This is a genomic window from Paraburkholderia sp. BCC1886 (assembly GCF_900996245.1).
Lineage (GTDB): Bacteria > Pseudomonadota > Gammaproteobacteria > Burkholderiales > Burkholderiaceae > Paraburkholderia.
Genome location: NZ_CAAJGK010000036.1, coordinates 50,233 through 64,019, shown reverse-complemented (window position 1 = coordinate 64,019; position 13,787 = coordinate 50,233). Strand labels below are relative to the sequence as shown.

The window sequence follows — 13,787 nt, the reverse complement described above, 5'->3', positions numbered from 1 at the left end:
GCCCCAGACCAACCGACGCCCCTGGATATTCATCATGACGACACCGCAGGAACTCAAGCAGATCGTTTCGCAAGGCCTTCTGTCCTTCCCCGTTACCGACTTCGACGAACAAGGCGACTTCCGCGCCGACACGTATGCAGAGCGCCTCGAATGGCTTGCTCCCTATGGTGCGTCGGCGCTGTTCGTAGCCGGCGGCACGGGCGAATTCTTCTCGCTCACGCATGACGATTACTCGAACGTCGTGCGTACGGCCACCGAAGTCTGCAAAGGCAAGGTGCCGATTCTGGCGGGCGCGGGCGGCCCGACCCGTGTAGCGATTGCCTACGCGAAGGAAGCCGAGCGTCATGGCGCGAACGGCATTCTGCTGATGCCGCACTATCTCACCGAAGCCAGCCAGGAAGGGATCGCGGCGCACGCCGAAGAGGTCTGCAAGTCGGTGCCGAACATGGGCGTGATCATTTACAACCGCGCCAACTCCAAGCTCAACGCCGACATGCTCGAACGTCTGGCCGACAGCTGCCCGAACCTGATCGGTTTCAAGGACGGCGTGGGCGAAATCGAAAACATGGTGACGATCCGCCGCCGCCTCGGCGAGCGCTTCTCGTATCTCGGCGGCCTGCCGACCGCGGAAGTCTACGCAGCCGCGTACAAGGCGCTGGGCGTGCCGGTGTATTCGTCGGCGGTGTTCAACTTCATTCCGAAGACGGCGATGGATTTCTACCACGCGATCGCCTCGGACGACCACGCCACGGTCGGCAAGCTGATCGACGAATTCTTCCTGCCGTATCTGGCAATCCGCAATCGTCGCGCGGGCTACGCGGTCAGCATCGTGAAGGCGGGTGCGAAGCTGGTCGGTCACAGCGCCGGTCCGGTGCGCGCACCGCTGACGGATCTGACCGAAGAGGAACTGGGCCAGCTGGACGCGCTCATCAAGAAGCTCGGACCGCAGTAAGACGGCGAACGGCGCCGCCCCAGGTCGTTCGATCAGACCACACAGGTGACGCCAGACATCGCGAGGCGCCCGGCACGGCAACGTCGCCGGGCGTTTTTGCTGGCGGGTTCGGACTGCCCGCGATCATAAGACTCCGGAGATATCGCATGAACACCAGCCGCACGGCCAGCGCCGCGCACGTCGCGAAACGCACCAATGTCCGCTACGCGATCCTGTTGCTGATCTTTCTGATCACCACGTTCAACTACGCGGACCGCGCGACGCTTTCCGTGACCGGCTCCGCGATGCGCGACGAGTTCGGGCTCGACGCGATCCGCATGGGCTACATTTTCTCCGCGTTCAGTTGGGCCTATGTGCTGTCGCAGTTGCCGGCCGGCTGGCTGCTCGACCGTTTCGGCGCGCGGCGTGTCTATGCGGCGAGTATTTTCCTGTGGTCGGTGTTCACGCTGCTGCAAAGCTCGATTGGCTTGCTGGGTAGCGCGGCCGCCGCGATCACCGGGCTGTTCGTGCTGCGCTTCCTGATGGGCGCGGCCGAGTCGCCCGCCTTTCCGGCCAACGCCAAAGTCGTCGCCAGCTGGTTTCCGACTCACGAACGCGGCACCGCATCCGCAATTTTCAACGCCGCGCAATATTTCGCGGCCGTCGTGTTCACGCCGCTGATGGCCTGGCTCACGCATGCGTTCGGCTGGCACATGGTTTATCTCGTGATGGGCGTAACCGGACTATTGCTCGCGCTGACCTGGCTGAAGGTGATGAAAAATCCCGCGGATCACCCGCGGGTGTCGCGCGCCGAACTCGACTACATCCAGCAAGGCGGCGGTGTGGCGAATACGGCGAGCCAGGCCACGGTTCCTGCCAGCCGTCCGCCGCAGGATATCGCCCACGCCGGCGGCTGGTCGCTCGTGCGGCAACTGCTGACCAACCGCATGCTGCTCGGCGTCTATCTCGCGCAGTACTGCATCAACGTGCTGACCTACTTCTTCCTGACGTGGTTTCCGATCTACCTGGTGCAGGCGCGCGGCATGACGATTCTGCACGCCGGTCTGGTCGCGTCGCTGCCCGCGATCTGCGGCTTCTCGGGTGGCGTGCTCGGCGGCGTCCTCTCGGATGGACTGATCCGGCGCGGCTACTCGCTCACGCTCGCACGCAAGCTGCCGATCGTCGGCGGCATGCTGCTGTCGGTCTCCATCATCGGCTGCAATTACGTGTCGACCGACTGGGTCGTCGTCGCGCTCATGTCGCTCGCGTTCTTCGGCAAGGGGATCGGTGCGCTGGGCTGGGCGGTGGTGGCGGATACCTCGCCGAAACAGGCGCTCGGTCTGTCGGGCGCCATCTTCAACATGTTCGGCAACGTGGCCGGCATCGTCACGCCCATCGTGATCGGCTATCTGGTCGCGAAAACCGGCTCGTTCAACGGCGCGCTGGTGTTCGTCGGATTGAATGCGCTGCTCACCGTGTTCAGCTACCTCGTGATCGTCAAGGACATCAAACGCGTGGAACTGCGCGCCTGACAAGGCTCGCGGGCCGCGCGGCGCGCGCCGGAACGATCCGGAGTTTATATAATCAGTCGTCAGACGACAGGTATAATGCGACCCACGCAGTACCTGCAACTATCTGATTCAAGGGGCCTTTTCGATGGCTACACCACTGACATCCACGGCACCGCCGCGGCGCGCACGCAATCTCGCCGAGTTTGTCGTCAGCTACGTCACCGAACAAATTGCGTCCAATGCGCTCAAGCCGGGCGACAAACTGCCCACCGAATCGCAATTGATGGTCACGCTGAGTGTCAGCCGCACGGTCATTCGCGAAGCCATTTCGCGCCTGCAGGCAGGCAAGGTCATCGAGACACGGCACGGCATCGGCAGCTTCGTGCTGGAACCGCAACGCGACAAACTCGGCATCGAGATGGTGCCGGCAACGACCCTGCGCGACGTGCTGTCGATCCTCGAATTGCGCATCAGCCTCGAAACCGAGTGCGCGGGACTCGCGGCGCAACGCGCCAATCCCGACGATCTCGCGCATATGCGTCAGGCGCTCGACGCGATCGAAGCCACCCGTCACAACGGACTGGATAGCGTCGACGCCGATCTGCAATTTCATATCTCGGTGGCGCGCGCCACGGGCAACCGCTACTTCGTCGACATCCTCACGCAAATGGGCAGCGCGCTGATTCCGCGCAACCGGCTCGACTCGGCCGGTATTGCGCGTGCCGCGCCGGATGCGTATCTGTCGCTCGTCAATCTGGAACACGAGAGCATTCTCGAAGCCATCACGCGGCACGACGCCGACGGCGCGCGTGCGGCCATGCGCATGCATCTGTCGAATAGCCGCGAGCGGCTGCGGCGCGCCAACGAAGCGGCCGAAGCGAATAACTGAAATGCGGTGAAAAAAAGAATGGCCGGGAATGCGAATTCCCGGCCATTTTTTTTCAGCGCCGCCTTCCTGATGCAACCGAAAACGGCGCTACGTCAACTCGCTTAACTACGCGTGATTTCGCCGTCACGACGACGCCACAGGTTCAGCGGATTGCCATCCGCCAGCGACTGCGGCAACAACGCCGCCGGGAAGTCCTGATAACACACCGGCCGCAGAAAGCGTTCGATCGCGGTCGTGCCGACCGACGTGCCGCGGCTATCCGACGTCGCCGGGAACGGGCCGCCGTGCACCATCGCGTGCGATACCTCGACGCCGGTCGGGAAGCCATTCACCAGAATCCGGCCCGCCTTGCGTTCGAGAATCGGCAGCAGTGCGTGAGCGGCCGGCAGATCGTCGCCGTCGATCTGCAACGTGGCGGTCAATTGCCCGGCGATATGCCCGGCGACCTCGCGCATCTGCTGCTCGTCCTTGCAACGCACGATGGTCGACACCGGGCCGAACACTTCGTCTTCGAGTGCCGGCGTGGCGAGGAAAGTCTGCGCATCGGTCACGAACAACGCGGCGCGAGCCTGAGTCGGTCCATTCGCTTCGATACCGCACGCCACTGTCTGCACGCCGTCGGTCTTCTTGAGCTTGCCTTCGCCCGCTTCGTACGCCGCGTGAATGCCGGCAGTGAGCATCGTCTGAGCCGGCTTGCCGGTCAGCGCCGCGGAGGCCGTCTCGACGAAGCTGTCGAGCGCCGGACTGTCGATGGCAATTGCCAGCCCCGGATTCGTACAGAACTGACCCGCACCCAGCGCCAGCGAATCGACGAAACCGCGCGCGATGCTTTCGCCGCGTTGCGCCAGCGCATTCGACAGTAGGAACACCGGGTTGATGCTGCTCATCTCGGCGTACACCGGAATCGGCTCGGCACGCGCCGCCGCGACTCGCACCAGTGCGAGGCCGCCCGCGCGCGAACCGGTGAAGCCGACCGCCTTGATCGCCGGATGCGCAACCAGCGCCTCGCCGATCGCATTGCCCGCGCCCACCACGAGCGAGAACACGCCTTCGGGCAGATCCATCTCGCGCGCGACCTGCTGGATCACGCGGCCGACCAGCTCGGAGGTCCCCAGATGCGCGCCGTGCGCCTTCACCACCACCGGGCAACCCGCTGCCAGCGCGGCGGCGGTATCGCCGCCCGCTACCGAAAACGCGAGCGGAAAGTTGCTGGCGCCGAATACCGCGACCGGGCCGAGCGGAATCTTCTGCATGCGCAGATCGGAGCGCGGCAGCGGCTTGCGTTCCGGCAGCGCCGAATCCAGCGTGGCGTCGAGCCATTGCCCGGCGCGCACGACCTGCGCGAACAGTTTGAGCTGGCCCGTGGTGCGGCCGCGCTCGCCTTCCAGACGCGCCTTCGGCAAACCGGATTCCTGCTGCGCGCGTTCGATCAGCGCGTCGCCCAGTGCGGTGATGCCGTCGGCAATCCGCTCGAGAAAATCGGCACGCACTGTCAGCGGAAGTTGTCGATACGGATCGAAAGCTTCGCCGGCCAGTTTGCAGGCGCGCTCGACATGCGCCGCAGACCCGCCGCCGAACACCGGCTCGGCGATTTCGGCACCGGTGGCCGGATTGAACGCGCGCAGCGCGGTATCGTCGCCGCGCACGGCTTGACGGCCGATCAGCATTTCGCCAGTCATGGACATTTCGCTTTCCTTGGATGATCAGATGAAAAATACACAGGCCGCCCGGACTGCGGCGGCCTCGTTAAAGCGGTGCGACCGGCGCCACGGTCTTTACTCGACCACGGCGCTCGCGTTGTTCCAGCGCGGCTCCGGCGTGCGGTCCGTGCTTCGCGCCAGCAGACACACCACGCCCGCCGCGATGATGTCGAACACCGCCAGTACCACGAACAGCGGGCTGTAGCCGATCTGCGTCACCAGCACGCCGAACAGCGCGGTGAACGCCGCGGCGCCCAGATAGCCGGCCATGCCGCCCATGCCGGTCGCGGTGGCGACTTCGTTCTTGCCGAACATGTCCGACGTGATCGCGTATAGAGCACCCGACAGGGTCTGGTGCGCGAAGCCGCCGACGCACAACAGCGCGACCGCTGCGAAAGGACTTGCGACCAGCCCGACGCAAGCCGGCCCGATCATGCACAGCGCGCCCACCACGAACACCAGCTTGCGCGACGTGAACAGCGAGACCTTCGCGTACTTGTGGAACAGCGGGCTCAGATAGCCGCCGAGCACGCAGCCGATGTCGGCAGCGAGAAACGGCATCCACGCATACAGCGCGACCTGCTTCAGATTCATGTGACGCTCGGTCATCATGTACAGCGGAATCCATGCATTGAAGGTCTGCCAGGCCGGCTCGGACAGAATGCGCGGAATGCCGATCGCCCAGAAGTCGCGGCTGCCGAGCATGGCGAAGCGGCTACGCTTGACCGTGACCGCTTCGTTGTCGTTGTGTTTGGCTTCCTGACCGCTGAGGATGTAGTCGCGCTCCGCATCGCCGAGCAGCTTCTGTTTGCGCGGATGCTTGTACATGACCATCCACAGGACGCTCCACACGATGCCCGCAACACCGACGATCACGAAGGCCAGTTGCCACTCGCCGCGCAACAGCGCCCAGACCACCAGCGGCGGCGCGAGCAGCGCGCCGATCGACGAGCCGATGTTGAACCAGCCGATCGCCACCGACCGCTCTTTGGCCGGGAACCACTCGCTGGTCGCCTTGACGCCGGCGGGAATGCCAGCGGCTTCGGCAATACCCAGCAAGCCGCGGAAAAACGCGAGACTGCGCCAGCCCGTCGACCACGCCGCCGCGGCGCAAGCCAGCGACCACGCCAGCGCGAATGCCGCGAAGCCGACCTTGGTGCCGACGGTGTCGAGCACATAGCCGGCCACCGGCTGCATGAACGCATAGCAAAGCTGCCACGCGACCACGACGTGCGCATACTGCGCGGTGCTGATGTCGAGGTCCTTCATCAAGGTCGGCGCCGCCACGGAGAGCGTATTGCGCGCGAGATAATTGATGATGAGCCCGGCCGCGACCAGGCTGACCATCCACCAGCGAATGCCTTTGATTTTCATGCTTGCGTCTCCTCGTATATCCGGGCTGCTCAGACAGATCGTGCTGCCTGGGTTTCTGCTTTGAGTTCTGTGCTCGTGGCTGAGTTTGTTGCTGTATTTGCCGCTGTCGTGCCTGCGGAACCCTGTTCCTTGCGCGAATAATCGATGCCGACGAAACCGCCGCCCTGAAAGCGCTGACCCAGTTCATCGAGCGGATTCGGGCTGGCAAGAATGTCGGCGGCGTAGTCTTCGGCGTCCTGCGTCGGCACATAGCCCAGCGCGGCGGCGCCGCTGTTGTCCCACCAGCTACGCCGGTTGGCCGACACGCCCCACACGGTCATGAAGCCGACCGACTCCGCTTCGATACAGCGGTCGAGGAAATGCAGCAGATCGCGATGACCGAACCAGGTGCTCAAATGACGCTGCTCGGTCGGCCGCTCGAGGCAACTGCCGATGCGCACGCAAATGCTCTCGATGCCGTGCTTGTCCCAATACATGCGGGCGAGCGCTTCGCCCCACACCTTGCTGAGCCCGTAGAAACCGTCCGGGCGCAATGCGCAGTCGAGCGCGAGATGTTCGGTGACCGGATACATGCCAATGGCGTGATTCGAACTCGCAAACACTACGCGGCGGACACCTTGCCGACGCGCGCCTTCATAGACTTCGACGAGCGCGCGCAGATTGTTTTCGATGATTTCGGGCAGCGGACGCTCCACGCTGGTCCCGGCAAAGTGGATCAGTACGTCCACGTCCGCCAGCAACCGGTCCACGACGGCGGGGTCGCGCAGATCGCCGTGCATGACGTCTTCGCCGTCCACCAGCGGCGTCAGCGCCTTCGATCCCGCGGCCGAGCGCACCGGCGTGCCCCGCGCGACGAACGCGGCCCGGACGACCGAGCCGAGTTGACCACCGGCACCACTCAGGGCGATTTTCTTCATGGGTTTCTTCACTGCGTGCGCGCTCGACATGGACGAGGTTGAATCTTATATGTTGTACGACGACGTACTATCCATGATGCGACGCGGGATTTCAACTAGGCATTTACCCGTATTCGGCTCTCAGTGTGGGATTGAAGGGCTTTTGAAACAGTGGCTTAGGGTTTTGGTATTTATGTGATGTCGTATAACTATCAACGAATTTTGCTATTACTCTTCCCCGACTGACTAGCCGTTCGGCGGATGTAAAGCCGCGGTGCACGAAGCTACCGGCATGCAGTCGCGGGCCCTGAATCCCCAAGCTGCCCACCAGCGCGTCAAACCACCCTTGTAATTATTTATAGACGGGCAGTACCCGTAGCAAACACTTGACGCCGGTTTGACGCAAGCGCAGGTCGCCGAACGCATGGGCACCAAAGGACCCGCCATCACCAGGCTCGAACGCGCGCTTGCATCGGGACAGCACTCGCCATCTATCGACACGCTGCGCCGCTACGCCGCCGCGTGCGGCAAGCAACTGATCATTTCCATCACCTGACAAACGCACGAGGCCAGCCTCGCCCTGCGCCATCCCGCAAAGCGCGTCATGACGCAGCGCGGTGGATTGCCGCAGCTTCGCGGCCCACAGACGAACGCGGCGCGGCCAAACCGTCAGGAAAACTTGATACCCATCAAGGCTTTGCCGCCAAATTGCGCGATCAGGCGCAAAAACAAGGCGGTTTTTTGACGCATGCCGCGTCGCAGCAGAAATCCCGGTCATCCCCTACTCTTGCGCCACCTGCCCAGCGCAGTGCGCACCGACACCGGTCGACGCGCGTAGTTTGCCCTCCTGGGCATCACGCACCTCACGCTCATGACCTCCGACATCTCGGCATTCGATCTCGCCCGCATCCAGTTTGCGTTCACCGTTTCATTCCACATCGTATTTCCGGCGCTCAGCATCGGTCTCGCCAGTTTCATCGCCGTGCTCGAATGGCGCTGGCTGAAAACCGGCAAGGCCTACTACAAAGATCTTTGCCTGTTCTGGTCGAAAATCTTCGCAGTCGCCTTCGGCATGGGTGTCGTCTCCGGCGTCGTCATGAGCTACGAATTCGGCACCAACTGGTCCGGCTTCTCCAGCTTCGCGGGGCCCATCACCGGTCCGTTGCTGATGTACGAAGTCATGACCGCGTTTTTCCTCGAAGCGGGTTTTCTCGGCATCATGCTGTTCGGCTGGCAGCGCGTCGGTCCGCGCGCGCACTTCGGCGCCACGCTGATGGTCGCCGTCGGCACCCTCATCTCCACTTTCTGGATTCTCGCGTCCAATAGCTGGATGCAAACGCCGCAAGGCTTCGAAGTCGTGAACGGCCACGTCGTGCCGCTCGACTGGTTCAAGATCGTTTTCAATCCGTCGTTCCCGTACCGGCTCGCGCATATGGCGCTCGCCGCGTTCATCGTCGCGGGGCTGGTGGTGTCGGCGGTGGGTGCATGGCATCTGCTGCGCGGGCGGCGCGACCCGGCCGTCAGGAAGATGTTCTCGATGGCGCTCTGGCTACTGCTGATTCTCACGCCCATCCAGGCGTTCGTCGGCGATCAGCACGGCCTGAACACCCGCAAATATCAACCGGCCAAGATCGCCGCGATCGAAGGCTTGTGGGAAACCGAAAAAGGCGGCACTGCGCTGAACCTGTTCGGCATCCCCGACATGCAGGCGGAAACCACGCGCTACGCAGTGTCGATCCCGCATCTGGGCAGTCTCATCCTCACGCATAGCTGGGACGGCGAGATTCGCGGTCTGAAGGAATTCCCGCCGCAAGACCGGCCGAATTCGACCGTGGTGTTCTGGAGCTTTCGCATCATGGCCGGACTCGGCGTGCTGATGATCCTGATGTCGCTCGCCGCGTTGGCGTTGCGGCGCGGCGAGCGGCTGTTCGAGTCGAAGTGGTTCCAGCGTCTTGCCGTGGTGATGGGTCCGAGCGGCTTCATCACGCTGCTGGCGGGTTGGGTCACCACCGAAGCGGGCCGTCAGCCGTGGGTCGTCTACGGCGTGATGCGCACGTCGCAAGCCGTGTCGCCGCTCACCACGCAGCAAGTGGGCATCTCGTTGATGGCGTTCGTCATCGTCTATTTCCTCGTGTTCGGGACCGGCATCTACTACATGCTCAAGCTGATGCGCTCGGGTCCGGCCTTACCGGGAGACGCGCCGCACGACCAACCGGAGCGCTCGCCGAATCAGACCGCGCGCCGCCCGCTCTCCGCTGCCGATCAGATGATCGACGCAGCCTGACCTGAATTCATCCACGAGAAAAATCATGGACGTCACCGTAGTCTGGGCCGCGATCATCGCGTTGGGCCTTTTCATGTATGTCGTGCTGGACGGCTTCGATCTCGGCATCGGCATCGTCTTCCCGTTCTTCCCCGATTCGCGCGAACGCGATCTGATGATGAACACCGTCGCCCCCGTCTGGGACGGCAACGAAACCTGGCTGGTACTCGGCGGCGCGGGTCTGTTCGCGGTGTTTCCCACGGTCTATGCCACCGTGCTCTCCGCGCTGTATCTGCCGCTGATCTTCATGCTCGTGTGCCTGATTTTTCGCGGCGTGTCGTTCGAACTGCGCGCGAAGGCCAATCGCACGCGGCATCTCTGGGACCTCGCGTTCATTGGCGGATCGGCCGGCGCGACGTTCTTCCAGGGCATCGCACTGGGCGCATTCCTGCAAGGCATTCCGGTGATCGACGGCGCCTATGCCGGCGACGCGTTCGGCTGGCTCACGCCGTTCAGTCTGCTCACCGGTTTGGGACTCGTGGTCACGTATGCGCTGCTCGGCTGCTGCTGGCTGGTGGCGAAGACCGAAGGCGATCTGCAACGCCGTTTGCACCGCGTGGTCTGGCCGCTGACCGTCGTGCTGCTCGGCTTCATCGCGATGGTCAGTGTGTGGACGCCGCTGCAGGACCCGAACATCGCGCGGCGCTGGTTCCACGACAATCTGTTCTATCACCTGCTGCCGGTCCCGTTTCTGGTGGCCGTGTGCGCGTTCTGCATGTATCGCGCGGTGCGGGCCCGGCACGACAACCTGCCGTTCCTGCTGGCGCTGCTGCTGGTGCTGCTCGGCTACGCGGGCCTGCTCGTGAGTCTGTGGCCGTATGCGATTCCGCCGACCATGACGATCTGGGAAGCGGCCGCGCCGCGCGCGAGCCAGATGTTCACGCTGGTCGGCGCAGCGATAATTCTGCCGATCATCATCGCCTACACAACGATGGGTTATTGGGTCTTCCGGGGGAAAGTCAGTCATGACGACCAACATCATTATCACTAGGCTCGCGGGCTGGAAACTGCCCGGCTGGCTGTGGTTCATCGCGCTGTGGTGCTTCGGCGTGATCTCGGCGGTATCGCTCGGCTTCGTGTTCAAGCTGTTCATGAACGCGACGTTGTTCGCCGTGAAATGAATCGCCCGGGGCGGCCGGCCGCAACGGTCAGCCGCCCCGCTCCGTCGCGCCGAAGCGCTCGCGAAACTCCATCGGCCCCACGCCCTGCGCCCGCATGAAACTGCGGCGCATCGTTTCTTCGGTTCCGAAACCGCACTTCACCGCCACGCGTTTGACCGGCAGCGTCGTCTCGACGAGCATCTGCCGCGCGGCCTCGACGCGCATCCGTTCGACGGCGCGTGCGGGCGTGGTGCCCGTCGCTTCGCGATAGCGGCGCAGAAAATTGCGCTCGCTCATGCCGGCAACCTGTGCGAGGCGCGTCAGCGACAGGTCTTCGTCGAGATGACCGGCGAGCCAGTCGTGCAACGACGCGAAGCGATCGTCCGATGCCTGCAGCGCCAGCGCCGCGCTGAACTGCGCCTGGCCGCCCGGCCGCTTGAGAAACACGACGAGGCTGCGCGCGACGTCCAGCGCGACCGCGCGGCCCAGATCCGCCTTCACCAGTTCCAGCGCGAGATCGATACCTGCCGTGACTCCCGCTGAAGTCCACAACGACCCGTCCTGCACGTAGATCGGATCGCGATCCACCTGAACTCGCGGATACTCGCGCGCCAGCCGTTCGCAATGACGCCAGTGCGTGACCGCACGGCGTCCGTCGAGCAGACCGCTCGCGGCCAGCATGAACGCGCCGGTACACACCGACGCGACCCGTACCGCCGAGCGTGCGCGTTGCTCGACCCATGCCCGTAACGCGTCGTCCTGCGCCGCGCGCGTCACGCCCCTACCGCCCGCGACGATCAGCGTATGGAGCGGCGTGCGCGCGTCGGGTAACGGCGAGGTCGCGAACGCCAGCCCCGACGTCGAGCGCACCTGCGTGCCGACCGGCGCAACGAACTCGACCAGGTAAGGTGGCGGCGCCTCGCGCTCGAGTGCCAGTTCGTTGGCAGCGGTGAAAACCTGCGCCGGCCCGGCTATATCGAGCATCTGCACGTCGGGAAACGCGAGCAGTTCGATGCGCATGGGAAGCACGACGTCGCGTGGCGCGATTGGTGGGGTGGTTGGCGGCATCGCCAGAAGGTAGCCGATTACATTGAGGGTGTCGATCCCCACCCTACAGGACCCCACGATGTCATCCGCAATCGATTCCACCACGCCGCTCACGATCGGCTCGCTCGTTTTCGACGGCCTCGATCAGATCGATCTGACCGGTCCGTTCGAAGTGCTCTCGCGCATGCCGAACGTCACCTATCGGCTTTACGGCCTGACCGACGCGCCGGTTCGCGACGTGCAGGGCTTACGGATCACGCCCGATGCCGCCATCGCCGACGCACCGCAACTCGACATTCTTCACGTGCCGGGCGGCCCGGGTCAGCAGCGCCTGATGAACGACACAGCGACGCTCGACTGGTTGCGCGCGCAAGCCGCCGGCGCACGCAAGGTCTTTTCGGTTTGCACCGGCGCGCTGCTGCTCGGGGGCGCCGGTCTGCTACGCGGACGCCGCGCGACCACGCACTGGAATTCGTTCCACCTGCTGCCGCTGTTCGGGGCGATTCCGGTCGATGCGCGCGTGGTCGTCGACGGCGACTGGGTCTTCGCGGCGGGCGTGACAGCGGGCATCGACGGCGCGCTGCGCCTCGTCGCGGAAGTACGCGGCGACGCCGCGGCGCAGCGTATCCAGCTCGATATGGCCTACGCGCCGGAGCCGCCGTTCACGAGCGGCTCGCCCGACACCGCGCCGCCGTTGATTCTCGCCGCCGCCCGGGAAGCGGCACGCGATCTGGCGGGGCGTCGCGAGGCGACCGCGCGTGAGGTCGCCGACAGACTGGGCATCGTTGCCACGAGCCTGCCCAGGCAGTGAAGCCCGTCGGTGGCCGCGGCAGGCATTTCGTTCGACTTTCATGGTCCTGATCCGGCAAGATGTCGCCTGGCGAAGACGCCTGGCGCCACGTCGACCATCAACCGGACAATCACGCATGAGGCCAACGATCCACTCCAGCCGTTCCATCCACCGCTTTAGTCCCGCCGCCAGTGAGGCGAACACCAGCCACGCCTTCGGCCTCGACTGGTGAAACCCCGCATGCCCTCTCTTTATGCCTCGACCCAGCAGCCGACGTCGCTGCGCAGCATCGGCCTGATCCTCGTGTCGATGTTCTGCTTCGCGGTCGTGGACGCGCTCGGCAAGTCGGTCGCGCTTCAGTACCCGGCGAACGAAGTCACGTTCTTCCGCATGCTGTTCGGACTGATTCCCGCTGTCGCGGTCTGCTTGCGCGGGCGGCCTTTGAGCGACCGGCTGCGCAGCATCGACACGCGCGGCCAGCTCATCCGCTCGCTGACGCTGCTCGGCGCATCGGCGTGTTTCTTTGCGGCCTTGCCGTATGTTCCGCTGAGCGAAGCCGTTGCTATCGTCTATTCGGAAAGTCTGCTGGTCATCGTGCTCGCGCCCGCGCTGCTCAAGGAGAGACTGCTGCGCACCGATGCCCTGGCCGCCCTGGTCGGCTTCGCGGGCGTGCTGCTGGTGGTGCGCCCCGACGGATCGCACGGCAGCTGGATCGGCCCCGTTCTGCTGATCGTCTCGGCGATGTTCGGCGCGCTCTCCATCATCCAGATCAAGCGGATCAGACCCACCGACGACTCCGGCACGACAGTGCTGTTCTTCACGATCGTCGGTACTGTCGCGACGGCGGCATCGCTGCCGTTTGCGTGGCAGAACCCCTCCATCGAAGCGTTAGGCCTGATGGCCCTGCTCGGCGCCTTCGCCACGGCGGGCCAGTTGCTGATGACGATGGCGTTCCGCCAGGCCGACGCCGCGTCACTGGCGCCGTACAACTACACCAGCATCGTGTGGGCGGCGCTGTTCGGCTACGCGATCTGGGGCGAGACGATCGGCACTTCCTCCCTGATGGGCATTGCGTTGATCGTCGGCAGTTCGATTGTCGTCGCGCTGCGCGGACGGCAAGCCGAAGGACCGACCGTCTAGCCGAAGGGCGGCCCGAGCGTCGACGCCCGCAGCAGCCCCGAGCCATCTGCCTTAAACTGCCGCCTAGCCGGAAAAGCCCGTCCCAC

Annotated in this window: 12 protein-coding genes and 1 pseudogene; 9 read left to right on the top strand and 4 right to left on the bottom strand. The window is 64.4% G+C overall.

All coding sequences use genetic code 11. The features are described 5' to 3' along the window. Window positions 1-34: 34 nt before the first annotated feature. From kdgD to FQ746_RS05890, 3 genes are all read left to right on the top strand, one after another. On the top strand, window positions 35-952 hold the full coding sequence (kdgD, locus tag FQ746_RS05900; RefSeq protein ID WP_144107995.1) for a 5-dehydro-4-deoxyglucarate dehydratase: 918 nt from the start codon (window positions 35-37) through the stop codon (window positions 950-952). A gap of 146 nt (window positions 953-1,098) precedes the next feature. Further along, entirely contained in the window at window positions 1,099-2,463 is a 1,365-nt protein-coding gene (locus FQ746_RS05895) for an MFS transporter (protein ID WP_144107994.1), read from the top strand. A 124-nt stretch (window positions 2,464-2,587) separates the two neighbouring features. Further along, a complete protein-coding gene (locus FQ746_RS05890) occupies window positions 2,588-3,331 on the top strand; it encodes a FadR/GntR family transcriptional regulator (RefSeq protein ID WP_144107993.1) in 744 nt (247 codons plus the stop codon). Between the two features lie 101 nt (window positions 3,332-3,432). Here FQ746_RS05890 and FQ746_RS05885 read toward each other — a convergent pair whose 3' ends face one another. The 3 genes from FQ746_RS05885 to FQ746_RS05875 form a co-directional block, all read right to left on the bottom strand. Beyond that, complete coding sequence (locus tag FQ746_RS05885) at window positions 3,433-5,016, bottom strand: aldehyde dehydrogenase (NADP(+)) (protein WP_144107992.1); 1,584 nt, start codon at window positions 5,014-5,016, stop codon at window positions 3,433-3,435. 90 nt (window positions 5,017-5,106) lie between these two features. Further along, a complete protein-coding gene (locus FQ746_RS05880; RefSeq protein WP_144107991.1) occupies window positions 5,107-6,405 on the bottom strand; it encodes an MFS transporter in 1,299 nt (432 codons plus the stop codon). A 29-nt stretch (window positions 6,406-6,434) separates the two neighbouring features. Beyond that, window positions 6,435-7,322, bottom strand: a complete 888-nt coding sequence (locus FQ746_RS05875) for an NAD-dependent epimerase/dehydratase family protein (protein WP_144107990.1) — start codon at window positions 7,320-7,322, stop codon at window positions 6,435-6,437. 367 nt (window positions 7,323-7,689) lie between these two features. On the opposite strand from FQ746_RS05875, the pseudogene FQ746_RS05870 reads away from it, so the two are divergent. From FQ746_RS05870 to FQ746_RS34715, 4 genes and pseudogenes are all read left to right on the top strand, one after another. Further along, a pseudogene (locus tag FQ746_RS05870) lies at window positions 7,690-7,857 on the top strand (helix-turn-helix domain-containing protein); the annotation flags it as partial. Between the two features lie 315 nt (window positions 7,858-8,172). After that, window positions 8,173-9,585, top strand: a complete 1,413-nt coding sequence (locus FQ746_RS05865; protein ID WP_144107988.1) for a cytochrome ubiquinol oxidase subunit I — start codon at window positions 8,173-8,175, stop codon at window positions 9,583-9,585. A 25-nt stretch (window positions 9,586-9,610) separates the two neighbouring features. Then, entirely contained in the window at window positions 9,611-10,615 is a 1,005-nt protein-coding gene (cydB, locus tag FQ746_RS05860; protein ID WP_144107987.1) for a cytochrome d ubiquinol oxidase subunit II, read from the top strand. Next, window positions 10,590-10,745, top strand: a complete 156-nt coding sequence (locus FQ746_RS34715; protein ID WP_186310652.1) for a hypothetical protein — start codon at window positions 10,590-10,592, stop codon at window positions 10,743-10,745. The genes cydB and FQ746_RS34715 overlap by 26 nt, the downstream gene beginning before the upstream one ends. Window positions 10,746-10,772: 27 nt before the next feature. On the opposite strand, the gene FQ746_RS05855 is transcribed toward FQ746_RS34715, so the two are convergent. After that, the gene (locus FQ746_RS05855) at window positions 10,773-11,792 is read right to left on the bottom strand and encodes a GlxA family transcriptional regulator (protein ID WP_144108101.1); all 1,020 of its coding nucleotides are present in this window, start codon (window positions 11,790-11,792) and stop codon (window positions 10,773-10,775) included. Between the two features lie 58 nt (window positions 11,793-11,850). On the opposite strand from FQ746_RS05855, the gene FQ746_RS05850 reads away from it, so the two are divergent. Then, entirely contained in the window at window positions 11,851-12,582 is a 732-nt protein-coding gene (locus FQ746_RS05850) for a DJ-1/PfpI family protein (RefSeq protein WP_144107986.1), read from the top strand. A gap of 219 nt (window positions 12,583-12,801) precedes the next feature. Next, complete coding sequence (locus tag FQ746_RS05845; protein WP_144107985.1) at window positions 12,802-13,701, top strand: DMT family transporter; 900 nt, start codon at window positions 12,802-12,804, stop codon at window positions 13,699-13,701. Window positions 13,702-13,787: the final 86 nt, after the last annotated feature.

Coding starts and splice junctions, on each gene's coding strand:
- kdgD (WP_144107995.1), top strand. CDS start 35: ATGACGACACCGCAGGAACTCAAGCAGATCGTTTCGCAAGGCCTTCTG.
- FQ746_RS05850 (WP_144107986.1), top strand. CDS start 11,851: ATGTCATCCGCAATCGATTCCACCACGCCGCTCACGATCGGCTCGCTC.
- FQ746_RS34715 (WP_186310652.1), top strand. CDS start 10,590: ATGACGACCAACATCATTATCACTAGGCTCGCGGGCTGGAAACTGCCC.
- FQ746_RS05895 (WP_144107994.1), top strand. CDS start 1,099: ATGAACACCAGCCGCACGGCCAGCGCCGCGCACGTCGCGAAACGCACC.
- FQ746_RS05890 (WP_144107993.1), top strand. CDS start 2,588: ATGGCTACACCACTGACATCCACGGCACCGCCGCGGCGCGCACGCAAT.
- cydB (WP_144107987.1), top strand. CDS start 9,611: ATGGACGTCACCGTAGTCTGGGCCGCGATCATCGCGTTGGGCCTTTTC.
- FQ746_RS05865 (WP_144107988.1), top strand. CDS start 8,173: ATGACCTCCGACATCTCGGCATTCGATCTCGCCCGCATCCAGTTTGCG.
- FQ746_RS05845 (WP_144107985.1), top strand. CDS start 12,802: ATGCCCTCTCTTTATGCCTCGACCCAGCAGCCGACGTCGCTGCGCAGC.
- FQ746_RS05880 (WP_144107991.1), bottom strand. CDS start 6,405: ATGAAAATCAAAGGCATTCGCTGGTGGATGGTCAGCCTGGTCGCGGCC.
- FQ746_RS05855 (WP_144108101.1), bottom strand. CDS start 11,792: ATGCCGCCAACCACCCCACCAATCGCGCCACGCGACGTCGTGCTTCCC.
- FQ746_RS05885 (WP_144107992.1), bottom strand. CDS start 5,016: ATGTCCATGACTGGCGAAATGCTGATCGGCCGTCAAGCCGTGCGCGGC.
- FQ746_RS05875 (WP_144107990.1), bottom strand. CDS start 7,322: ATGAAGAAAATCGCCCTGAGTGGTGCCGGTGGTCAACTCGGCTCGGTC.